At 71.0% G+C, this 22028-nt stretch carries 19 protein-coding genes; all 19 read right to left on the reverse strand.

The annotated features are described in order from the left end of the window. Nucleotides 1-36: 36 nt before the first annotated feature. Nucleotides 37-951 (reverse strand): guanylate kinase, encoded by a 915-nt coding sequence (gene gmk, locus D8Y23_RS07275; RefSeq protein WP_128217494.1) that lies wholly within the window; start codon nt 949-951, stop codon nt 37-39. Next, on the reverse strand, nt 944-1804 hold the full coding sequence (gene pyrF / locus D8Y23_RS07280; RefSeq protein ID WP_128217495.1) for an orotidine-5'-phosphate decarboxylase: 861 nt from the start codon (nt 1802-1804) through the stop codon (nt 944-946). The genes gmk and pyrF overlap by 8 nt, the downstream gene beginning before the upstream one ends. Beyond that, nucleotides 1801-5088 carry a carbamoyl-phosphate synthase large subunit gene (gene carB, locus D8Y23_RS07285; protein ID WP_128217496.1) on the reverse strand — a complete coding sequence of 1096 codons (3288 nt, stop codon included), beginning with the start codon at nt 5086-5088 and terminating at the stop codon, nt 1801-1803. The genes pyrF and carB overlap by 4 nt, the downstream gene beginning before the upstream one ends. Beyond that, nucleotides 5081-6253, reverse strand: a complete 1173-nt coding sequence (gene carA / locus D8Y23_RS07290) for a glutamine-hydrolyzing carbamoyl-phosphate synthase small subunit (protein ID WP_128217497.1) — start codon at nt 6251-6253, stop codon at nt 5081-5083. The genes carB and carA overlap by 8 nt, the downstream gene beginning before the upstream one ends. After that, nucleotides 6250-6750 (reverse strand): hypothetical protein, encoded by a 501-nt coding sequence (locus tag D8Y23_RS07295; protein ID WP_128217498.1) that lies wholly within the window; start codon nt 6748-6750, stop codon nt 6250-6252. The genes carA and D8Y23_RS07295 overlap by 4 nt, the downstream gene beginning before the upstream one ends. Next, a complete protein-coding gene (locus tag D8Y23_RS07300) occupies nt 6747-8069 on the reverse strand; it encodes a dihydroorotase (protein ID WP_128217499.1) in 1323 nt (440 codons plus the stop codon). Before D8Y23_RS07300 ends, D8Y23_RS07295 begins: the two co-directional genes overlap by 4 nt. After that, entirely contained in the window at nt 8066-9034 is a 969-nt protein-coding gene (locus D8Y23_RS07305; protein WP_128217500.1) for an aspartate carbamoyltransferase catalytic subunit, read from the reverse strand. Before D8Y23_RS07305 ends, D8Y23_RS07300 begins: the two co-directional genes overlap by 4 nt. Beyond that, nucleotides 9031-9561, reverse strand: a complete 531-nt coding sequence (gene pyrR / locus D8Y23_RS07310; protein WP_128217501.1) for a bifunctional pyr operon transcriptional regulator/uracil phosphoribosyltransferase PyrR — start codon at nt 9559-9561, stop codon at nt 9031-9033. Before pyrR ends, D8Y23_RS07305 begins: the two co-directional genes overlap by 4 nt. Nucleotides 9562-9696: 135 nt before the next feature. Continuing rightward, complete coding sequence (locus tag D8Y23_RS07315) at nt 9697-10326, reverse strand: DUF1345 domain-containing protein (protein ID WP_164878160.1); 630 nt, start codon at nt 10324-10326, stop codon at nt 9697-9699. A 205-nt stretch (nt 10327-10531) separates the two neighbouring features. After that, nucleotides 10532-12115: a Rieske 2Fe-2S domain-containing protein gene (locus tag D8Y23_RS07320; RefSeq protein ID WP_128217503.1), complete on the reverse strand. Its 1584-nt coding sequence runs from the start codon at nt 12113-12115 to the stop codon at nt 10532-10534. Between the two features lie 101 nt (nt 12116-12216). Beyond that, nucleotides 12217-15165 carry a DEAD/DEAH box helicase gene (locus D8Y23_RS07325; RefSeq protein ID WP_128217504.1) on the reverse strand — a complete coding sequence of 983 codons (2949 nt, stop codon included), beginning with the start codon at nt 15163-15165 and terminating at the stop codon, nt 12217-12219. A gap of 102 nt (nt 15166-15267) precedes the next feature. Next, complete coding sequence (gene nusB / locus D8Y23_RS07330) at nt 15268-15678, reverse strand: transcription antitermination factor NusB (protein WP_128217505.1); 411 nt, start codon at nt 15676-15678, stop codon at nt 15268-15270. Nucleotides 15679-15680: 2 nt separating this feature from the next. Next, a complete protein-coding gene (gene efp, locus D8Y23_RS07335) occupies nt 15681-16241 on the reverse strand; it encodes an elongation factor P (RefSeq protein ID WP_128217506.1) in 561 nt (186 codons plus the stop codon). 81 nt (nt 16242-16322) lie between these two features. Beyond that, complete coding sequence (locus tag D8Y23_RS07340; RefSeq protein ID WP_128217507.1) at nt 16323-16781, reverse strand: type II 3-dehydroquinate dehydratase; 459 nt, start codon at nt 16779-16781, stop codon at nt 16323-16325. Next, nucleotides 16778-17854, reverse strand: a complete 1077-nt coding sequence (gene aroB / locus D8Y23_RS07345) for a 3-dehydroquinate synthase (RefSeq protein WP_128217508.1) — start codon at nt 17852-17854, stop codon at nt 16778-16780. The genes D8Y23_RS07340 and aroB overlap by 4 nt, the downstream gene beginning before the upstream one ends. Beyond that, entirely contained in the window at nt 17851-18387 is a 537-nt protein-coding gene (locus D8Y23_RS07350) for a shikimate kinase (RefSeq protein WP_128217509.1), read from the reverse strand. The genes aroB and D8Y23_RS07350 overlap by 4 nt, the downstream gene beginning before the upstream one ends. Further along, the gene (gene aroC, locus D8Y23_RS07355) at nt 18374-19600 is read right to left on the reverse strand and encodes a chorismate synthase (RefSeq protein WP_128217510.1); all 1227 of its coding nucleotides are present in this window, start codon (nt 19598-19600) and stop codon (nt 18374-18376) included. The genes D8Y23_RS07350 and aroC overlap by 14 nt, the downstream gene beginning before the upstream one ends. Before the next feature lie 4 nt (nt 19601-19604). Further along, the gene (locus tag D8Y23_RS07360; protein WP_128217511.1) at nt 19605-20441 is read right to left on the reverse strand and encodes a shikimate dehydrogenase family protein; all 837 of its coding nucleotides are present in this window, start codon (nt 20439-20441) and stop codon (nt 19605-19607) included. After that, on the reverse strand, nt 20435-22027 hold the full coding sequence (mltG, locus tag D8Y23_RS07365; RefSeq protein WP_128217512.1) for an endolytic transglycosylase MltG: 1593 nt from the start codon (nt 22025-22027) through the stop codon (nt 20435-20437). Before mltG ends, D8Y23_RS07360 begins: the two co-directional genes overlap by 7 nt. Between the last annotated feature and the right edge of the window lies 1 nt (nt 22028).

The raw sequence follows: 22028 nt of genomic DNA on the forward strand, positions 1-22028 counted from the left end.
ATGCGGCGCCCGTCGGCGCCGAAGCATCCTCGTATTCTATCCGACGTCGGGGCGACGTGCGGCGAGGGCCACGACCTCGGCCGCGGCGCGCGCGACCTCGTCGTTGACGACCCGGTAGTCGAACTCGTTCTGTGCGGGGAGTTCGGTGCGCGCGGTGCGCAGGCGCCGCGCGCGCTCCTCGGCATCCTCGGTCCCTCGCCCGACGAGACGCTGGACGAGCTCGTCCCAGCTCGGCGGCAGGAGGAACACCAGTGTCGCCGACGGATCGGCCGCACGCACCTGGCGGGCGCCCTGGAGGTCGATCTCGAGCAGAGCCGTGCCCCCGTCCGCGAGGACGCGGTCGATGGGCTCGCGCGGCGTGCCGTACCGGTGCGTGTTGTGGACCGTGGCCCACTCCAACAGCTCCCCCGCGGCGATCAGTCGGTCGAACTCGACGTCGTCGACGAAGTAGTAGTGCTCGCCGTCGACCTCGCCCGGACGGGGGGCGCGCGTCGTCGCCGAGACCGACAGGTGGATCTCGGGGAAGTGCTCCTTGATGTGGGCCGCGACCGTGCCCTTGCCGACGGCCGTGGGACCTGCCAGCACGACCAGACGGCTGCGCCCCTCGCGCGGACCGGGCTCGGGCCACCGTGCGTCGAGGTAGGCGCGGAGCGCATCGCGCTGACGCGAACCGAGACCCCCGAGGCGCTTCACCGGCGAGATGCCGAGCGTGGCCAGGATGCGGTCGCGCTTGCTCTCGCCCACGGCGGGGATGGCGGTGAGGAACTCGGTCACGCGCATGGCGCCGGCGGCCGAGAGCGGGTCGGCGAGGCCGCGGCGCAGCAGCTCCTGCGGCGTGATGACGCGCGTGGAGACGTCGCGCTTCAGGGCGGCGCGCTCCCGGCGTGCGGCGACGGCGCGGCGCGAGGCCGCGGCGCGGTCGACCTCGGGCGGGCGACGGGAATCAGCCATTCAGGGCCTCCCGGTAGAGCTCGGCGCGGGCGTCGATTCGGTCGGCGAGGCGCGCCGGACCGACGGCCAGGACGCTACGGCTCTCGTTCGCCACCACGGACTTCGCGACGTACCCGAACAACCGGCCGAGGTCGGCGGGGTCGGCGCCCTGCGCCCCGAAGCCGGGGGCGAGGATCGGCATGCCGGCCAACGCGATGTCGCCGAGGCCGAAGGCCGTGCGGTCGACGGTCGCGCCGACGACGACACCCACCGGGCCGAGGGCCCCGGGCGCACCGATGTTCGCCTGGTTCACGTCGTGGGCCACCCGGGCGGCGACGTGCTCATGGTCGCCCACGGCCTGGGCATCATCGACGATCGCGCTCTGCACCGCTCGAGCCTCGGGGTTGCTCGTCGCCGTCAGCACGAACGCTCCCTTGCCGCGGTGCACGGCGAACGACAGCGTCTCGCGCAGCGAGTCGGCGCCGAGGTACGGCGTGAGGGTCACGGCATCCGCCTCCAGGGGCGAACCCGGCTCGAGCCAGGCCGTGGCGTAGCCCTCCATGGTCGTGCCGATGTCACCGCGTTTGGCGTCGGCGATGACGATCAGCCCGGCCGCACGCGCGGCGGCCATCACGTCCTCGAGCGCCGCGAATCCGCGAGAGCCGTAGCGCTCGTAGAACGCGACCTGCGGCTTCACGATCCCGACACGGCCCGCGGCCGCCTCGACCACGCGCAGACCGAACTCGCGCGCGCCCTCCGGCGTGGCATTCAGCCCCCACGCCGACAGGAGCGCGGCGTGGGGGTCGATGCCGACGCACAGGGGGCCTCGGGCCTCGAGGGCAGCGGCCAGCCGCTGACCGAACGTCTCGCTCACAGGCGACCCGCGCGGTCGACCGCGTATTCCTGGAGGCTGCGCACGGCGAACCCGTCCTTCATGGCGCCGAGGGCGCTGACGGCCGCGCCGAGCACCGCCATCGTCGTGAACAGTGCCTTGTCGGCGGCCACGGCGGCGGCGCGGATCTCGTACCCGTCCGCTCGCGCAGTGCCCCCGCTGGGCGTGTTCACCACCATGTCGATGCGCCCCGCGTTGATCAGGTCGACCACGTTCTGCTGGTCGGAGCCCTGCGTTTCGGAGTACTTCTCGACGACCTGGACCCGGATGCCGTTGCGGGCAAGGATCTCGGCCGTCCCCTCCGTGGCCATGAGCTCGAAGCCGAGCTCCTGCAGCCGGTGGGCGGGGAGGATCACCGCACGCTTGTCGGCGTCGGCGACCGAGATGAACACGGTGCCCGAGGTCGGCATCCCGCCGTACGCGGCCTCCTGCGACTTCGCGAACGCTGTCGGGAAGTCGCGGTCGATGCCCATGACCTCGCCGGTCGAGCGCATCTCCGGGCCGAGGACCGAATCGACCGTGTGGCCGTCGGCGGTACGGAAGCGCTTGAACGGCAGCACGGCCTCCTTGACGGCGACGGGGGCGTCGAGAGGCACCCGCGAGCCGTCGCTCTCGGGCAGCAGGCCCTCGGCGATGAGCTCGGCGACGGTGGCGCCGGCCATGATGCGGCTGGCGGCCTTGGCGAGCGGGATGCCGAGCGCCTTCGACACGAACGGCACGGTGCGGCTCGCGCGCGGGTTCGCCTCGATCACGTACAGCACGCCGGCCGAGATCGCGAACTGCACGTTCAGGAGCCCGCGGACGCCGACGCCCTTCGCGATCGCCAGGGTCGCCTCGCGGACACGGTCGACCTCGGTACGGCCCAGGCTCACCGGCGGCAGGGTGCACGACGAGTCGCCGGAGTGGATGCCGGCCTCTTCGAGGTGCTCCATGACGCCGCCGATGTACAGGTCGGTCCCGTCGTACAGCGCGTCCACGTCGAGCTCGATCGCGTCGTCGAGGAAGCGGTCGACGAGCAGCGGCAGCCCGGGGCCGATGATGGCCTGGTCGGCGACGCGCACGAAGTAGTCCCGCAAGGCCTCGGTGGAGTACACGATCTCCATGCCGCGGCCGCCGAGCACGAAGCTGGGGCGCACGAGCACCGGGTAGCCGATCTCCTCGGCGACCCGCACGGCCCCCTCGACGTCGATCGCGGTGCCGTTGCGAGGAGCCACGAGACCGGCGTCGTCGAGCAGGCGCGAGAACAGCTCGCGCTCCTCGGCGAGGTCGATCGCCTCGGGGCTGGTGCCGAGGATCGTGTAGCCCGCGGCCTCGATCCCCTTGGCCAGGCCCAGCGGCGTCTGGCCACCGAGCTGGCAGACGACACCGAGGATCGTGCCCGACTGGCTCTCCGCGTGCAGCACCTCGAGGACGTCCTCGAGGGTCAGCGGCTCGAAGTACAGGCGGTCGCTGGTGTCGTAGTCGGTCGAGACGGTCTCGGGGTTGCAGTTGACCATGATCGTCTCGTACCCGGCGTCCGACAGCGCGAACGACGCGTGCACGCACGAGTAGTCGAACTCGACACCCTGACCGATGCGGTTGGGGCCCGAGCCGATGATGACGACCTTGGTGCGGTCGGACGGCGTGACCTCGGTCTCCCAGTCGTAGCTGGAGTAGTGGTACGGCGTGAGCGCCGGGAACTCCCCCGCGCACGTGTCGACCGTCTTGTAGACCGGACGCACGTCGAGAGAGTGACGGATGCCACGCACCTCGGCCTCGTCGAGGCCCCGCAGCTGCGCGATCTGCACATCGCTGAAGCCGTGCTCCTTCGCGAGGCGCAGGGTGTCGGCATCCAGCTCGCCGGCGGTGCGGATCATCTCGGCGACCTCGTTGATGAGGACGATCTGGTCGATGAACCACGGGTCGATCGCGGTGGCGTCGAACGCCTGCTCGGGCGTGGCGCCCCGGCGCAGCGCCTGCTGCAGCACGACGATCCGGCCGTCGGTCGGGGTCTTCGAGATCTCCAGGAGCTCCTCGACCGAGCGCGACTCGTCGCCCCAGTGGAAGCTCGACCCGCGCTTCTCGAGCGAGCGCAGCGCCTTCTGCAGGGCCGTGCTGTAGTTGCGGCCGATCGCCATGGCCTCGCCGACCGACTTCATGGTGGTCGTCAGCGTCGTGTCGGCGGCGGGGAACTTCTCGAAGTTGAAGCGGGGCACCTTCACCACGACGTAGTCGAGCGTGGGCTCGAAGCTCGCCGGGGTGACCTTGGTGATGTCGTTCGGGATCTCGTCGAGTCGGTAGCCGATCGCGAGCTTCGCGGCGATCTTGGCGATCGGGAAGCCCGTCGCTTTCGACGCAAGAGCCGACGAGCGCGAGACGCGCGGGTTCATCTCGATGACGATGATGCGCCCGGACTTCGGGTCTACGGCGAACTGGATGTTGCAGCCGCCGGTGTCCACGCCCACGGCGCGGATGATGTCGATGCCGATGTCGCGCAGCTTCTGGTACTCGCGGTCGGTGAGTGTCAGCGCGGGGGCCACGGTGATCGAGTCGCCGGTGTGGACACCCACCGGGTCGACGTTCTCGATCGAACAGACGACGACCGTGTTGTCGGCGGTGTCGCGCATGAGCTCGAGCTCGTACTCCTTCCACCCGAGGATCGACTCCTCGAGCAGGACCTCGCTCGTCGGCGAGTCGTGCAGGCCCGCGCCGCCGATGCGACGGAGGTCGGCCTCGTCGTACGCGAAGCCCGAGCCGAGCCCGCCCATCGTGAACGAGGGACGCACGACGAGCGGGTAGCCGAGCTTCTCGGCGCCGGCGATGAGCTCGTCCATCGAGTGGCAGATCACGGATGCCGCGACGTCGGCGCCCGCCTCCAGGACGAGCTCCTTGAAGATCTGGCGGTCCTCGCCCTTGTTGATCGCCTCGAAATCGGCGCCGATGAGCTCGACGTCGTACTTCTCGAGGATGCCGCGCTTGTGCAGCTGGATCGCCGCGTTCAGCGCGGTCTGGCCGCCGAGCGTGGGGAGGATGGCATCCGGCTTTTCCTTCGCGATGATCGTCTCGATCACCTCGGGGGTGATCGGCTCGATGTAGGTCGCGTCGGCGAAGTCGGGGTCGGTCATGATCGTCGCCGGGTTGGAGTTGACGAGGATGACGCGCACGCCCTCCTCGCGGAGGACGCGGCACGCCTGGGTGCCGGAGTAGTCGAACTCGCAGGCCTGACCGATGACGATCGGGCCCGAGCCGATGACGAGGACGGAGCGGATGTCGTCGCGCTTAGGCATTCTTCTTCGTCTCCTGAGTCGCGAGCACCATGTCGCGGAAGCGGTCGAACAGGTAGTTGGCGTCGTGCGGTCCCGCGGCGGCCTCGGGGTGGTACTGCACGCTGAACGCCGGGATGTCGAGGGCGCGCAGGCCCTCGACCACGTTGTCGTTGAGGCCGATGTGGCTCACCTCGACGCGGCCGTAGCCGTGGGGGCTGTCGATGACCGCATCCAGCGGCGCCTCCACGGCGAAACCGTGGTTCTGCGACGTGATCTCGACGCGACCGGTGGTCTTGTCGAGCACCGGCTGGTTGATGCCACGATGGCCGAACGGCAGCTTGTACGTGCCGAAGCCCAGGGCGCGACCCAGCAGCTGGTTGCCGAAGCAGATGCCGAAGAAGGGCAGGCCCTCGTCGAGCACCGCGCGCAGCAGTTCGACGTGCTGGTCGGATGCCGCGGGGTCACCGGGGCCGTTGGAGTAGAACGCCGCGACCGGCTCGATCGCGCGGATCTCATCGATGGATGCCGACTGCGGGAACACGTGCACGTCGAAGCCGCGCGCGGCGAGGTTGACGATCGTCGACTGCTTCACGCCCAGGTCGAGTACGGCCAGGTTGCCGATCCGCTCGCCCGTGGCGCGCGTCACCTCGACCGCGGTGACCGACACCTCGGCCGACAGGTTGCGGCCCGCCATGCCGGGGGCGGCGAGCACGCGCCGCAGCTGCTCGTCCGCGGCGAGGTTCACCGCGTCGCCGGAGAACACTCCCCCGCGCATGCTGCCCGAGGAGCGGATGCGACGCGTCACGGCCCGCGTGTCGATGCCGGAGATGCCGACGATGCCGTCCTCGACGAGCGCATCGTCGAGGGAGCGATCGGCACGCCAGTTCGACACGACCCGCGAGGGGTCGCGCACGACGTACCCCGCGACCCAGATGCGACGGGACTCGGGGTCTTCGTCGTTCACACCCGTGTTCCCGATGTGCGGGGCGGTCTGCAGCACGATCTGGCCGGCGTACGAGGGGTCGGTGAGGGTCTCCTGGTAACCGGTCATGCCGGTGGCGAAGACGACCTCGCCGAAGGTCTCGCCGCGGGCGCCGTAGGCGCGGCCGGGGTACCGGGTGCCGTCTTCCAGCACGAGGACGGCGGGTTCGCGCGAGAGGCGCGGAGGGGAGATCAGGGCGGTCATTCGTCGCTTCCTGTCGTGATGAGGGGACGGATGGCCTCGGCGAGCGATCGAGCCGAGGCCTCCTGGGGTCGGAGATAGGTGTCGACGACGGTGTCGTCGTCGATGCGCCAACTGACGCGCGTCAGGCCGTCGCGCTCGACGACCCGGTCGATGGCGACCGTCGCCTGAGCCGCGTCGACGAGACGGTCGCGGGTGAGCGCGATGCGGGGCTGACCCGGCAGGTCGAGGGCGATCCCGGCCGAGGTGACCGTGACGTCCACGCGGGAGCGGAAGCCGAGCCCGCGGATCGCGAGGCGTTCGAGGGGCTCGCCGTGACGCGTGGTCGCGACGTACAGGCCCGGGAACACACCCGTCTCCACGGCGCCGTCGGGAAGCTCCCCCACCGGGGCGGAGTAGCGCGCATCGCGCCGCGTTCGTCGGACCCACGCCCAGGCCAGGAGCGCGAGCGCGACGGCCGCCACCCCCGCCATGACGAGCAGGGCGCCCTCGCGCGTCACGCGAGCACCCCCGGAGTCTCGAGCACCGCACCGTCGACGACGGTGGGGATGCCGGTGCGGACCGTCCAGCGGATCTCGCCCGGCAGCTCGCGGCCGAGGTACGGCGAGTTCTTGCTCCGTCCACGGAGGTCGCCGAGCCCGAACGTGCGCGCGGGACGGGGGTCGTACAGGGTGAAGCTCGCGGGCTGGCCCGCGTGCAGCGGAGTGCCGTGGCCGTCGAGGCGGCCGATCTGCGCGGGCGTGCGCGACATCACGCGCGCGACGTCGCTCCACTCGAGCAACCCGGTCTCGACCATGGCTCGGTGGACGACGCGCAGAGCGCTCTCCAGCCCGACCATGCCGTTCGCGGCGGCGGCCCACTCGCACGACTTCGCCTCGGCGGGGTGCGGCGCGTGGTCGGTCGCGACGATGTCGATCGTGCCGTCGGCCAGCCCCTCGCGGACGGCGAGGACGTCCTCCTCGCGGCGGAGCGGCGGGTTGACCTTGAACCGCGCGTCGTAGTCGCGGACCAGCTCGTCGGTCAGCAGCAGGTGGTGCGGCGTCACCTCTGCGGTGACGTTCACGCCGCGCTTCTTGGCCCAGCGGATGATGTCCACCGACCCCGCCGTCGACAGGTGGCACACGTGCAGGCGGGAGCCCACGTGCTCGGCGAGCAGGACGTCACGGGCGATAATCGACTCCTCGGCCACCGCCGGCCACCCGGTGAGCCCGAGCTCCGCCGAGACCGCGCCCTCGTTCATCTGAGCGCCCTCGGTGAGTCGCGGGTCCTGCGCGTGCTGCGCGATCACCCCGTCGAACGCTTTGACGTACTCCAGCGCTCGCCGCATGATCAGCGGGTCGAAGACGCAGAAGCCGTCGTCGCTGAACACGCGGACGCGGGCGCGCGAGTCGGCCATCGCGCCGAGTTCGGCGAGCCGCTCGCCCTTCTGGCCGACAGTGACGGCGCCGATGGGCTGCACGTGGACGTAGCCCGCGGCCTCGCCGAGGGCGAGTTCCTGCTCGACGACGCCGGCCGTGTCGGCCACGGGCGAGGTGTTCGGCATCGCGAAGACGGTGGTGAAGCCGCCGGCGGCCGCGGCCCGAGACCCGGTGGCGACCGTCTCGGACGCCTCGTACCCGGGCTCGCGGAGGTGCACGTGCAGGTCGACGAGGCCGGGAAGGGCGATGAGGCCGTCGGCATCCACGATCGTGGCACCGGGGTGCGAGAGGCCCGTCCCCGTCTCGGCGATGATGCCGTCGCGCACGAGCAGGTCGGTGGCATCCTGGCCCTCGATGCGCGCGCCGCGCACCAGCAGGGTGTGGGGGGTGGCGTGGCTCATCGAAGGTCCTCTTTCTCGGAGTCGGTCCGCGCACCCGCCAGCAGCAGGTACAGCACGGCCATACGCACGGAGACGCCGTTCGCCACCTGCTCGAGAACCGTCGAGCGCGGCGAGTCGGCGGCTTCGGCGGAGATCTCCAGGCCGCGGTTCATCGGGCCCGGGTGTAGAACGATGCTACCGTCCGGCAGGGCGTCCAGGCGCCGCGCGTCGAGTCCGTAGCGGCGGGAATACTCCCGTTCAGTCGGGAAATACGCGGCGCTCATCCGCTCGAGCTGGATGCGGAGCATCATGAGCGCGTCCGGCCCCGCCGCGATCGCGCGGTCCAGGTCGTACTCGATATCGACCGGCCAGCCGCTGACGTCCTGCGGCACGAGTGTCGGCGGCGCGACGAGCGTGACGTGCGCACCGAGCGTGTGCAGGAGCCACACGTTCGAGCGCGCGACGCGCGAGTGCAGCACGTCGCCGACGATTGTGACCCGGATGCCGTCGAGCCCGCGGCCGCGGCTGTCGTCGCCGAACAGACGCTTGCGGATGGTGAACGCGTCCAGCAGGGCCTGCGTGGGGTGCGCGTGGGTGCCGTCTCCCGCGTTGACGACGCCGGCGCTGATCCACCCGCTCGTGGCGAGGGTGCGCGGAGCGCCGGAGGCTCCGTGGCGGATGACGACGGCATCCGCCCCCATCGCCTGGAGGGTCTGCGCGGTGTCCTGCAGCGATTCGCCCTTGCTGACGCTCGAGCCCTTCGCGGAGAAGTTGATGACGTCGGCGCTCAGCCGCTTCGCCGCCGCCTCGAACGAGATGCGCGTCCGGGTGGAGTCCTCGAAGAACAGGTTCACCACGGTCTTGCCGCGGAGGGTCGGGAGCTTTTTCACCTCACGGCGCTGCGTGTCGGCCATGTCCTCGGCGACGTCGAGGATCTCTAGCGCCTCGGCGCGGGTGAGGTCGCGGGTGTCGAGCAGGTGCCTCATGACTCGATCGTCACCTCCTCGATGCCGTCGACCTCGGCGAGGCGCACGTTCACGCGCTCCTCGCGGGCGGACGGGAGGTTCTTGCCGACGAAGTCGGGACGGATCGGCAGTTCGCGGTGACCCCGGTCGATGAGGGTCGCCAACCGCACGGCGGCCGGGCGCCCGATGTCCTGCAGCGCGTCGAGCGCTGCCCGGATGCTGCGGCCCGAGAACAGCACGTCGTCGATCAGGACGACGACCTTCCCGTCGATACCGCCCGCCGGAATGCGCGTCGTGTGCGGGGCGCGTGTGGGGTTGCGGTGCAGATCGTCGCGATACATCGTCACGTCGAGGGCACCGACCGGGACGGACGCGCCCCCGAACTCGCTGATCAGCGGGCCGATGCGATCGGCGAGGGTGACACCGCGGGTCGGGATCCCGAGAAGGACGAGTCCTTCCGGTCCTTTGTTGGACTCCAGGATCTCGTGCGAGATGCGCGTCAAAGCGCGGGCGATGTCGGCATCGTGCATGACGGTGCGCGTACTCATCCGCTGCTCCCTTCTCCGCCTCACGGGACGGGGTTAAAGGTTGCCGTGGTTCTGGATCGAGTCTAGCGGGTGTGGAGGACGGATGCCGGGCGCGCCGGGCTGTGCAGGAGGGGCTGCGCCGGAGCGGCGCGAGGACTACCCCGACTGCGTCAGGCTGGTGATCAGGTTGATCGCCACGGCCAAGACGAAGGTCCCGTAGAAGTACGAGAGGAGGCCGTGCGCGAAAGCGATCCGTCGAGACGGGGTCGAGGATCGGGTGATGCTGCTCGAGCTGTACGACATGCCGATGTTGAACGCGGCATACGCGAAATCGCTGTAGGACGGCTCCTCCTCCTGGTTGAAGTCGAAGCGGTGTCGGTCGTCGAGGTAGTACATCCGGGCGTACTTGAACGCATAGACGGTGTTCATGACGGCCCAGGCGGCGACGACGCCGACGACCGCGAGGATCGCGCAGGCCGCGCCGATCGTGTCCCTCTGCTGGCTGCGGATGAGGGCGAGGACGACGCCGACGAGGCTGAGCAACGTCGCGCCGATGATCAGTGAATCGACCAGGCGGCGTGAGCGTTGCTCGTGCCGGGCCAGGTCGCGCGTCCGCTGCGGATCGGCGCGCCACGCGCCGGCCCACGCCCAGGTGAGGAAGACGGCGGCCGCGACGGCCCACCCGATCAGCGGCGCGAGCTCGGGCGCACCCAGGATCACGGGAACCAAGGCGACGAGCACGCCGACGACGGCGGCGACCCCGGCCTTCACGGAGATGTGCGACATGGATGCCCCTTCCGGCGATGAGGCATGCACGCTCGCATCGCTCGCCGGGAGCCGCGTACGGCCTTGACAACTCCCGCGCTTCTTCTCGGGCATGCGCTGCTCGGGCCGGGGCAGCCGGCGCGGCGGGAGGAGATTCGGCGGTCGGAGGACGGATGCCGCGGATGCGGTCCTCCCCCGGAGGAATCTCCTCCGCTCCCGCGGGGCGTCAGCCCGCGGCGACCTCCGCGGCGGCGCGCTCGGCGGCGGCGCGCTCCCCGCTCGGCGTCGAGCGGATCGGGTGACCCGTGGTCGTCAGGCAGCGGCCCGTGGCAAGGTCCCACTTCCAGTCATGCAGCGAGCACGTCAGCACACCGTCCTCGATCTTGCCGGTCTTGGTCAGGTCGGCGCGGAGGTGCGGGCAGCGGCGCTGCACGGTCCAGCCGTCGATCTCGGCATCCTCGGTCTGGTCGGACTGCTCGGCGTACCAGTTCTCGACGTACTCGATGCGGTCGCGCGACAGGCACTTCAGGAACGTCGTGAGGAACTCGTTGAACTTGCCCGAGCGGCCCACCTCGAACTGCATCGACAGGAAGATCGAGTTCGACCAGTCGATCTCGTGGTCGCGGATGTTCGTCGACACCAGGTCGGCGGGGATCGTGTACCAGTAGATGCACTCCTCGCCCGCGTACTCGCGCACCTTCGCCTTCGGGAAGTCCACGACCATGTCGAGCTCGCCGATGCGGAAGCGCACCAGTCCGCCCACGCCGTTGCGGATCGTGCGGGCGCGGCGCAGCAGCGGCTCCCACCACTCCTTCAGCGCCGCGAGCATCTCGGCAGGCGGGATGATCTCGGCACGGGATGCCTCTTCCGCCTGGATCTCGGGCTGGCGGCTGTCGCGCTGCTCGGCGAGGTAGTCCCACTTGTCGCCGAAGATCCGGTCGATCTCGGCATCAGTGAAGAGGGTCTGCGTGACGGTGACGTCGGACCCGTGCACCTCGACCTCGGTCCCGGGAAGGAACAGGTACCCGTTCTGGTCGGGGCGGAGTTCTTTCATGTGCGCGAGGAATTCGCGCTGGTCGGTGAAGATCGAGTCGTTCTCGAGGCCCGTGCCGTTGTAGCGGAAGAGCGCCTCGCGGAGGAACATCGGGGGTCCGGCCATGGGGAAGACGTGGGCGGCATCCACCTTCTCGATGTAGTACATCGCGCGCTTGTTCTGCGCGTCGCGCTTGAGCTGCGCGAAGTTCTGCTTGGCGTCCTCGGGCAGGTCGTAGACCATCGGCCACCAGATCGCGCCGGAGACCTGGGTGAAGTAGGCGTCGGGCTTGCCGAAGTCGAAGAGCTTCTCGAGGTCGAGCGGGTGGGAGTCGTTCTGATTCAGGATGGATGCCGTGCCGTCATCGACCGACAGCGACGAGTCGCCGATCGGGCCGTCTGAGGGCGCGCGGAGCGGGGTGACCATGAGCTTCAGGTCGCCGAACTGCAGTGGAACACCGGCTTCGGTGCGCACGAGGTTCGTGTAGCCGAGGGCGAGGAGGTCTTGCTCGAGGTCGTCGGTCGGGTACTCCGGAAGCAGGACCCGGATCTCCTTCGAGACGTAGCGCTCGAGCATCGCCGGGTCGAAGTGGTCGCGGTGCCGGTGCGAGATGTAGAGGAAGTCGGCCCTGCCGAATCGCTCCCAGTCGAGCGCGCGGTTGTCGGGGAACGGGAACCACGAGCCGAAGAAGCTCGGACCGATCACGGGGTCGCAGAGGATGCTGCCGCCCGCGGTCTCGATGAACATTCCCGCGTGGCCGAGGCCGGTGATCTTCATGTCGCTCCTGTCCGTGAGAACCCATCGAGTCTACGTGGCGACGGCTGGACGGGCGGTGGGTACAAGGTCCCGCACCGCGCGCGGCGCGTCAGCCGGCGCCGTCACCCGCCGAAGATGCCCCGAATGTCGTCGGCATCCAGCGCGTTCGCGAACGCCTCGCCGTCGTCGAGCACGGCACGAGACAGCGCCGCCTTCCGCTGCTGCAGTTCGAGCACCTTCTCCTCCACGGTGCCCGCGGCGATCAGGCGATACACGAATACGCTGTTCGTCTGCCCGATGCGGTGGGTGCGGTCGATGGCCTGCGTCTCGGCGGCGGGGTTCCACCACGGGTCAAGCAGGAACACGTACTCGGCCTCGACGAGCGTCAGGCCGAAGCCGCCGGCCTTGAGGCTGATGAGGAACACCGGGGCGTCTCCCCCGCGGAACCCCTCCACGACCTCGCCGCGCCGGGAGGTCGAGCCGTCGAGGTGCGCGTAGGCGAGGCCGGCGGCATCCAGGCGTTCCGCCGCGAGGTCGAGGAACGACGTGAACTGACTGAAGACCAGCGCGCGATGGCCCTCGGATGCCACCTCCACCAGACGTTCGAGCAGGATGTCGAGCTTCGCCGAGCCGAGGTGGGCGTCGCGCTCGTCGACGAGGCCGGGGGCGAGCGCGAGCATCCGCAGGAGCGTGATCGAGCGGAACACGATGAAGCGCTGCCGGTCGAGGTCGTCGAGCAGGCCCAGCACCTTCTGCCTCTCGCGCTGCAGCACGCGGTCGTACAGCTCGCGGTGCGCGGGTGCGAGGGGGACGGCGATCGTCTGCTCCTGCTTCGGGGGCAGGTCGGCGGCCACCACGTCTTTCGTCCGGCGCAGCAGGAACGGCCGTACGCGCGAGCGCAGGCGCGCGAGGCTGCCGCGGCGGTGCGCCTCGGCCGCGTCCGCCGACAGCTCGGTCGGGGCGTCGGAGGGCAGCTGCTCGATAGCGCGGACGTACTCCTCGCGGAACCGTCGAGCGGAGGGATACAGGCCCGGTGCGGTGAGGGCGAGGAGCGCCCAGAGGTCGTCGAGGCCGTTCTCGATCGGGGTGCCCGTGACGGCGAAGACCGAGTCGGCGCGGAGCGCGGCGACCGCGCGGTGGATGCGCGTCGCGGGGTTCTTCACGAACTGCGCCTCGTCGAGCACGACCCCGGCCCACGCGGGAGCGGCGAACTCCGCGTCGTCCGTGCGCACGACGCCGTACGGCGCGACGACGACATCGGTGCCCTCGGCGAGCTGCGCGACGGTCCGCGTGCGCCGCACCGAGGTTGCCTCGACCGTCACGACGCGGAGGTCCGGCGCGAACCGCGCGGCCTCCGCGTCCCACGTCGGCAGCACGGACGTCGGCGCGACGACGAGCCAGGGTCGCCGCTCCCCCGCGGCCCGCGCGTGCGCGATGAGCGCGAGGATCTGCACGGTCTTGCCGAGACCCATGTCGTCGGCCAGGATGCCGCCGAGCCGGTGCGCGTGCAGCAGCGCGAGCCACGCCAGACCCTCCCGCTGGTACGGCCGGAGTTCGGCGCGGAACCCGGTCGGCGTCTGGACGGCGGGGACTTCGGAGACGTCGCGCAGCGCGCGCGCGAGGTCGCGCCACTCCGCGGCGGCGGCCGACTCGTCGGCGAGGTCTTCGAAGTCGCTCCACAGCGCGAGGTGGCGGCGCGGGATGCGGGGTCCGGTCTCCCACTCGTCGAGCTCGGCGGCCTCCTCGAGCAGATCCCGGAGGCGCTGCAGCGAGGGGTGCGCGAGCGAGAACCACGCCCCGTCGGAGAGCTTGATGCGCGTGCGCCCGCGCGAGAGCGCGGTGAAGAGCGTCCCGAACGGGATCGTCCGCCCGTCGATGACGACGACGATCCCGAGGTCGAACCAGTCACGGTCGGGCGATGGCACCGCGGTGATGGTCAGCGACGGGTCGCCCCGCAGTTCGCGGAACGCCGGAACGGTTCCCCGCGTGACCACGCGCACGTCGTCGAGGAGGTCGAGGGCGGGAAGCACACGTGTCGCGAAGGCGGCGGCGTCGGCGTCGCGCAGGACCTCCCGGGCGCGCACCGGCAGGTCGGCCCGCTCGGCCCAGGTCGCCTCGACACGCCCCGCGATCTCGGCCTCGGCCCGGGCGTCGCGCTCCGCATCGGCGGGAAGGCCCCAGGCGGTGCGGATGGCGCCCGGATAGACCCAGTCCAGCGCGTACTCGACGGACTCGTCGTCGCGGTACGACACGGTCACCTCGAGCGTCGGGCGCGGCGGTGGCGGGGCGGGGACGCCCGGCGCCACGGCGAGCGGCACCCGCCTCGCCAGCCGCGGGTACGCCTCGGCGAGGAACTCCCCCGCGTCGTCGGACGGCACGAGCATCGGGCCGTCCGTGAGCAGCGTCGGCAGCGGGTCGGGCAGTGCAACGGGGCTCAGGGTCAACGGGATCGGGTCGCGGTCGACCTCGAACGAGAAGATCCCCGCCGTGCCGAGCGGCCGGACGTGTGCGGCATCCACGGCTCGTCCCTCGATCTCGATCGCCGCCGCGAGGCGCAGCGCGCCGCCGCCGCCGGGCTCGACCGAGACGCGCGCCGTCGCCTCCCCCGCGAGACGCACACTCTGCTGCGCATGCATCGGGACGAGCGGGATGCCGAGCCCCGCCGCCGCGCGCAGGTGCGGCCACAGCAGGGGTGAGGCGATCGTGTCGAGGGCGACGGTGTCGCTGGCCGCGACGAAGGGACCCGTCGTGCGCATCGCTTGCGCGAGCGCGTGCAGCTCGGCGAACCAGCCGACGTGCGCCGGGTCGAAACGGCCGGTGGACCGGCGGACCGCGTCCCACGTGGCATCCGCCCGGATCCAGCTCTCGCGCGCACCGCGCACGAGCGGCCGGGCGACGAGCTGCAGATCCTCCTGCCGACGCGCGAGCATACGGGGCGTGACCGGGTCGACGGACCGCGCCTCCCACCGGGACGGGTCGTACGCCTCGCGCTGGCGCAGCTCGATCCCGAGCGCGAGCGCGTCGAAGCCGGCGCGGCCGGCCCCGCCGAGCAGGGTGCGCCAGTCGCTCATGCGGCGATCCTGCCAGGAGCGTTCCTGCGTGAGTCGCCAGGATTTGTCGCCTCAGCGACCGCGGAAGCGACAAATCCTGGCGACTCGCGCGTCACCGGCACGTCAGGACGAGCGGGCGATCCGGGCAAGGACGCCGTGGACGAACGAACCGGAGTCGTCGGTCGAGAACTCCTTCGCGAGCTCGACCGCCTCGTCGATCGCGACCGCGGTGGGAATGTCGTCGTTGTAGAGGATCTCCCACGCGCCGATGCGCAGCAGGGCGCGGTCGACGGCGGGCATCCGCTTGAGCGACCAGTCCTTCGCGAACGTGGTGATCTGCTCGTCGATCGCGTCGCGGTTGTCGATGACGCCGTCGACGATGTCGCGGGCGTACAGCCACGACGCCTGGCGGTCGGGCTCGGACGCGGCGCGCTTGGCTTCGACGGCCAGCATCACGGGCAGTTCCTCACCACGGACGTCGGCCTGGAACAGGATGTCGAGGGCGCGCTTGCGCGCCTTGGTACGGGCGCTCAACGTCAGCTGATGCGGCCGAGGTACTCGCCGGTGCGAGTGTCGACCTTGATCTTCGTGCCGGTCTCGAGGAACAGCGGAACCTGCATCTCGTAGCCGGTCTCGACGGTGGCGGGCTTGGTGCCGGCCGACGAGCGGTCGCCCTGCAGGCCCGGCTCGGTGTACGTGACCTCGAGCACGACGGACGGCGGGAGCTCGATGTAGAGCGGGTTGCCGTTGTTGAGCGCGATCTGCACCTGCTGGTTCTCGAGCAGGAAGTTGGCGGCGTCACCCACGGTCGGCGCACCGACGGTGATCTGGTCGTAGTCGGCGACGTCCATGAACACGAAGCCTTCGCCGTCGTTGTACAGGTACGTGAAGTCGCGGCGGTCGACGTTCTCGATGTCGATCTTGGCGCCGGCGTTGAAGGTCTTGTCGACGACCTTGCCCGACATGACGTTCTTCATCTTCGTGCGGACGAACGCGCCGCCCTTGCCGGGCTTGACGTGCTGGAACTCCACGATGCTCCAGAGCTGACCGTCGATGTTCAGGACGACGCCGTTCTTGATGTCTGCGGTGGATGCCATGAGCTTCGATGTTCCGTTTCGTGAGTCGGTGGGGCGTCGCGTCGGCGTTCGCCCAGCGGTCGAGTCTACGCGATAGGGCGCTCAGCCGTCGGCGCGGCCGCTGATGACCTCGACAAGGAGGCCGACGGCGCGCGCGTACCCGGGGACGCCCTCGCCGATCACGTGCACCGCGGCGACGTCCTCGATGTACGAGAAGTGCCGGAAGCTCTCGCGCTCGCGGATGTTCGAGATGTGCACCTCGGCGACGGGAAGAGCGACGGATGCCAGCGCGTCGCGCAGCGCGACCGAGGTGTGCGTCAGCCCTCCGGCGTTGATCACGATGCCGGCGCAGTCGAGCCGGGCGGCGTGGATCGCGTCGATGAGCACGCCCTCGTGGTTGCTCTGGATCGCCCGCACCTCGAGGCCGTGTCGCGAGGCCGCCTCGGCCGTCACCCGCTCGACGTCGGCGAGGGTGTCGTGGCCGTAGATCTCGGGCTGGCGCGTGCCGAGCAGGTTGAGGTTCGGGCCGTTGACGAGGAGCAGACGCGGTGGGGTGCTCACGCCCCGACCTCCTGGTAGGCCGCGAACAGCAGCGACTCGTCGGGCGCCTGCAGCACGGTCGGGCGGGCGAGGTCGTCGAGCACGATGAAGCGGAGCATGCCGCCGCGGCTCTTCTTGTCGCGTTGCATCGTGGCCTTCAGCGTCTGGAACGCGCCGGCGCGGTAGGTCGTGGGCAGCCCGAGCGACTCGAGGACCGTCCGGTGCCGCTGGGCGACGTCGTCGGACAGGCGGCCGGCCAGCCGGGACAGCTCGGCGGCGAACACCATGCCGACCGAGATCGCGGCGCCGTGACGCCACCGGTAGCGCTCGGCGTGCTCGATCGCGTGCCCCAGCGTGTGCCCGTAGTTCAGGACCTCCCGCAGGCCCGCCTCGCGCAGGTCCTCGCCGACGACGCGCGCCTTCATGTCGATCGCGAGTTCGATGCAGCGGCGGAACGCGTCGCCTCGCGGGTCGACGATGCCCGACGGGTCGGCCTCGATGAGATCGAGGATCTCCGGATGCCAGATGAACCCGGCTTTCACGACCTCGGCGAACCCAGCGGTCGCCTCGTTCTTCGACAGCGTGTCGAGCAGGTCGAGGTCGCACACCACGGCGACGGGCGGCCAGAACGCGCCGACGAGGTTCTTCCCCTCGGCGGTGTTGATCCCGGTCTTGCCGCCCACGGCGGCATCCACCATGCCGAGCACCGTCGTCGGCACCTGCACGACCGCGACGCCGCGCAACCAGGTGGCGGCGACGAAGCCGGCGAGGTCGGTGACCGCTCCCCCGCCGAAACCGATCACGGCATCCGTGCGTGTGAAGTCGGCCTGGCCCATGACCTGCCAGCAGAACGCCGCGACCTCGACGCGCTTCCCCGCCTCGGCATCGGGGATCTCGGCGAGCAGCACCTGGCGGTCGCCGACGAGTGAGGCGCGCAGGGCCTCGGCCTGCGCCGCGAGCGTGGGCGGGTGCACGATGAGCACTTTCTGCGCCGCCGCGGGGAGCGCGTCGCCCAGGGAGGCGAGCACGCCGCGCCCGATCGTGATGTCGTAGCCGGGGTCGCCCGCGACGCTGATGGTGGTGGTGTCGGTCATGGGGTCTCCTCCGCCGGGACGCTCCGCGCCCAGGCCACGATGTCGTCGACGACGCGGGCGAGGGGGCCCGACGACGTGTCGAAGGCGATGTCCGCCGTGGATTCGTACAGGGGTCGGCGTTCTTCGGCGATCCGTCGCCAGCGCTCCACCGGATCTTCGCCGGTGAGCAGGGGGCGGTCGTCACCGTGGATCCGGGATGCCACGACCTGCGGTGACACCGTCAGCAGCACCACGCGATGTGCGGACAGACGCTCACGGGTCTCCGGGGCCATGACGGCTCCTCCCCCGAGGGCCACGACGCCGCCGCCCGCGAGTGCTTCGGCGACGGCCTCGCGCTCGAGGGCACGGAAGTGCGCCTCGCCGTGCGTCGCGAAGATCTCGGGGATCGGTCCGTGGGCTCGGATCACCATCTTGTCGGTATCGCTGAAGGACTGCCCCAGTGCGCGCGCCACGCGCCGGCCGATGCTGGTCTTCCCCGCGCCCATCGGTCCGATGAGCACGAGCGCGCCGCCGCTGGCGTCAGCCGAGGTCATGCGCGAGCAACGCCGCGTCGGAGGCGTCGGTGGTGCGCAGCGTCTCGGGCAGGTGCGCGAGGTAGGTCTCGAGGTTGCGGCGGGTCTCGGCGACGTTGTCTCCGCCGAACTTGTCCAGCACCGCGTCGGCGAGGGTGATCGCGACCATCGCTTCGGCGACGACGCCGGCCGCGGGCACCGCGCAGACGTCGGAGCGCTGGTGGTGGGCCGCCGCCGTGTCGCCGGTGGCGACGTCGACCGTCCGCAGCGCGTGCGGGATGGTGGCGATGGGCTTCATCCCCGCGCGCACGCGCAGGACCGTGCCGGTCGACATGCCGCCCTCGGTCCCACCCGCCCGGTCGGACGAGCGGGTGATGCCGCCGTCGGTGGCGAACAGCTCGTCGTGCGCCTGCGACCCGCGGCGGGTCGTGGTGAGGAAGCCGTCGCCGACCTCGACGCCCTTGATGGCCTGAATGCTCATGAGGGCCTGGGCGAGCTTGGCATCCAGTCGACGGTCCCACTGCACGTGCGATCCGAGTCCCGGCGGGAGGCCGTACGCGAGCACCTCGACGATGCCGCCGAGCGTGTCTCCGGCCTTCTTCGCGTCGTCGACCTCGGCGACCATCGCGGCGGAGGTCTCGGGGTGGAAGCAGCGCAGCGGATCGGTGTCGAGCAGGTCGACGTCGCCGGGCGTCGGCAGCGCCGCGTTCTCGGGCACGCGGACCGGACCGATCGACAGCGTGTGGCTGACGAGACGGATGCCGAGTTCGCCGAGGAACGCGCGGGCGACGGCGCCGAGCGCAACGCGGGCGGCGGTCTCACGCGCGGACGCGCGCTCGAGGATCGGCCGGGCCTCGTCGAAGCCGTACTTCTGCATCCCGACGAGGTCGGCGTGACCCGGGCGCGGGCGCGTGAGGGCGGCACCGCGGCCGCGGGAGCGGTCGGACAGCTCGACCGGTTCGGGGCTCATGACCTCGATCCACTTCGGCCACTCCGTGTTGCCGATGCGAAGGGCGATCGGACTGCCGATCGTGAAGCCGTGCACGATTCCCGTCGACAGCGTCAGTTCGTCTTCCTCGAACTTCATGCGCGAGCCGCGGCCGTAGCCGAGCTTGCGGCGGGCGAGGTCGGCGCGGATCTGCGCGGGAGAGATCGGGACACCGGCCGGCATCCCCTCCATGAGGGCGACCAGTTCGGGGCCGTGGGATTCCCCGGCCGTGAGCACGCGAAGCATTCCCCTATCCTCCCACGACCGCGCCGCGCATCGCGGCGAGCACGGCGTCCTCGCGGTCGAGCGGCACGGCGGGGTCGCCGCCGACGAACACGCGCACCTGCAGCAGCGCCTGGTGCACCAGCATCCCGAGGCCGTCGTGCGCGGCGCGGCCCGCGTGCTTCCACGCGCGCGCGAGAGGCGTCGGCCACCCGCCGTACACGACGTCGACCAGCGGGCCACCGACGGATGCCAGCTCCCCCCCGACCGGGCCGAGATCCGTGCCGCCGGGGAGCGTGGCGATCGTCACGTCGACCGTCGAGGGTGCGGGGGCGTCGAGCGGGACCGCCGCGACCGGCGCCGACAGCGCCTGGCCCAGCTCGACGAGCGGGGCGGCGGCCTCCGGCCGGCGGGCACGCACCTCGATCGACCGCGCGCCGAGGCGCGCCGCGGCGACGACCGCCGACGTGGCCGTGGCACCCGCGCCGAGCACGCGCACGCGCCCCGGCGCATCGACGCCGATCTCGCTGAGAGCGCGCACGAGGCCGCCCACGTCGGTGTTGAAGCCCCGAGGGGCGCCGTCGTCGAGGAGCAGCGTGTTCACAGCGCCGGTGAGCCGGGCGTCGGGGTCGAGCCACACGGATGCCGCCGCCGCGGCGTGCTTGAGGGGCATGGTGAGTGAGAGACCCCGCCACGTGGCATCCCGGCCGTCCAGAGCTCGCGCGAACTCGCCCTCGCTCACCCGGCGGCGCCCGTAATCCCAGTCGAGTCTGAGTTCCCGGTACGCGGCCGAGTGCAGCGCGGGCGAGCGCGAATGGTCGATCGGGTCGCCCCAGACGGCGAGGCGCGTGCGCCCGCTCAGCATCCGCTATTCGGGTTGTCCGTGCACCAGGCCTGCCACTGGGCGACGGCCTGCTGGTGTTCGCTGTACGTCGAGGTGAACACCGTCTCGCCGGTGTCGAGGTTGACGGTGACGAAGTAGAGCCACGGGCCGTCCACCGGCTTCATCGCGGCGTCGATCGCGAGGTCGCCGGGGTTGGAGATCGGTCCGATCGGCAGACCCGGGTACATGTACGTGTTCCAGGGGTTGTCGCTGTTGCGCGCCTCGGTCGACGTGCTGACGGTCCCGCTGCCGAGTTCGTCGGCGCCGTACTGGACGGTCGAGTCCATCTCGAGCTTGCCGAAGGTCTCCTGGTTGGTCGGCTGAAGACGGTTTTCGATGACGCGCGAGACCTTGTAGAAGTCTTCGCTGCTGCGCGCCTCGCGTTCGATGATCGACGCGATGATCAGGATCCGCTCGCGGTCCGCCTCGGGCACTCCCGCCTGATCGAGCGACTGCACGGTCCGATCGACCATCCGCTGGATCACCTCGGTCGCGGTGACGCCTTCGTCGAAGTCGTACGTGGCGGGGAAGATCCAGCCTTCCAGCGAGGTGGCGGGAACACCGTACTGCGACGGATCGGCCACGGCCGCGGCGAGGTCCTCGCGCGGCATGCTCAACTGCTCCGACATGACGTCGAGCGATTGCTCCAGGGTGAGCCCTTCGCGAAGCTGCACGGAGTTGTTCAAGCGGTTCGCGGGGTCGCGCAGTGCCTCGAGAACAGCGGCCGAGGTCATCTGCTGCTGCAGCTTGTACACGCCCGGCTGGAACGTGAACACGATGCCGTTGTCGACCATGTACGAGTAGAGAGAAGTGGATGCCTTGGTGACACCGGCCTCGAAGAGCTTCGGTGAGACGGACTCGCCGGTGTCGCCCGAGACGATCGTCACGCGCGTCTCCCCCGTCGCGATGCCCGGTTCGAAATCCGTGGGCTCGCCCGTGCCGAAGAAGGCCTGGACGCGTTCGCCGTAGGTGTTCCAGAGCGCGAAGCCCCCGCCGACGAGCCCGCCGAGGATCACCAGAACGGTCGCGAGGGCGATCCATCCGCCGAAACCGCGGCGTCGCTTCGGTGGACGTGCGGCCCCGTGCACCTCGTCGGTGCTCGCCCTCCCCGAGAAGAGGTCCTCGAGCGATCCGGCTGCCGGCGGTCGCCCGCCGCCCGAGCCGCCCGCCGCCGCGACGCCGGCGCCTACCAGCATGGGTTCGCGGTCGCGGTCGCGGACCGGTTCGGGCTCGGGGCGCGGCTGCGCGGAAGGCTGAGGGCCGGGTGCCGTTCGCCGCTGCTCGAAGAGGCGGGAATCGACCGCGGCGCGAGACGGGGCGGGATCCGAAGCGGGGGCCTCCTGCCCGGCCGGGTCGACCGCGGGCGTCGGGTCGACCGCGGGCGTGGGGCCGGTCTCCGCGCGACGGGCTTCGCGCATGGCACGGCGCGACGGCGGCGCCGGGGTGTCCGTCTCGGATGCAGCGGGGGTCGCGTCGTCGCGCCCCGGGGCATCCTTCGCTGCCGTGCGGGGGTCGGGCAAGCGGCCGTACAGCTCTGCGAGCGGGTCGGAGGGGTCTTTATCGGGCATA

Origin of the sequence: Microbacterium enclense, assembly GCF_004022425.1 — a bacterium.
Classification (GTDB): Bacteria; Actinomycetota; Actinomycetes; order Actinomycetales; family Microbacteriaceae; genus Microbacterium; species Microbacterium enclense_A.

What these genes read in the sequence shown, in the direction of transcription:
- D8Y23_RS07320 (WP_128217503.1), bottom strand. Translation starts at nt 12,115, where the DNA reads ATGAAGATCACCGGCCTCGGCCACGCGGGAATGTTCATCGAGACCGCG.
- aroB (WP_128217508.1), bottom strand. Translation starts at nt 17,854, where the DNA reads ATGACCGACACCACCACCATCAGCGTCGCGGGCGACCCCGGCTACGAC.
- carB (WP_128217496.1), bottom strand. Translation starts at nt 5,088, where the DNA reads ATGCCTAAGCGCGACGACATCCGCTCCGTCCTCGTCATCGGCTCGGGC.
- D8Y23_RS07360 (WP_128217511.1), bottom strand. Translation starts at nt 20,441, where the DNA reads ATGCTGAGCGGGCGCACGCGCCTCGCCGTCTGGGGCGACCCGATCGAC.
- D8Y23_RS07325 (WP_128217504.1), bottom strand. Translation starts at nt 15,165, where the DNA reads ATGAGCGACTGGCGCACCCTGCTCGGCGGGGCCGGCCGCGCCGGCTTC.
- carA (WP_128217497.1), bottom strand. Translation starts at nt 6,253, where the DNA reads ATGACCGCCCTGATCTCCCCTCCGCGCCTCTCGCGCGAACCCGCCGTC.
- D8Y23_RS07315 (WP_164878160.1), bottom strand. Translation starts at nt 10,326, where the DNA reads ATGTCGCACATCTCCGTGAAGGCCGGGGTCGCCGCCGTCGTCGGCGTG.
- D8Y23_RS07350 (WP_128217509.1), bottom strand. Translation starts at nt 18,387, where the DNA reads ATGACCTCGGCTGACGCCAGCGGCGGCGCGCTCGTGCTCATCGGACCG.
- D8Y23_RS07300 (WP_128217499.1), bottom strand. Translation starts at nt 8,069, where the DNA reads ATGAGCCACGCCACCCCCCACACCCTGCTGGTGCGCGGCGCGCGCATC.
- gmk (WP_128217494.1), bottom strand. Translation starts at nt 951, where the DNA reads ATGGCTGATTCCCGTCGCCCGCCCGAGGTCGACCGCGCCGCGGCCTCG.
- mltG (WP_128217512.1), bottom strand. Translation starts at nt 22,027, where the DNA reads ATGCCCGATAAAGACCCCTCCGACCCGCTCGCAGAGCTGTACGGCCGC.
- efp (WP_128217506.1), bottom strand. Translation starts at nt 16,241, where the DNA reads ATGGCATCCACCGCAGACATCAAGAACGGCGTCGTCCTGAACATCGAC.
- D8Y23_RS07305 (WP_128217500.1), bottom strand. Translation starts at nt 9,034, where the DNA reads ATGAGGCACCTGCTCGACACCCGCGACCTCACCCGCGCCGAGGCGCTA.
- aroC (WP_128217510.1), bottom strand. Translation starts at nt 19,600, where the DNA reads ATGCTTCGCGTGCTCACGGCCGGGGAATCCCACGGCCCCGAACTGGTC.
- pyrR (WP_128217501.1), bottom strand. Translation starts at nt 9,561, where the DNA reads ATGAGTACGCGCACCGTCATGCACGATGCCGACATCGCCCGCGCTTTG.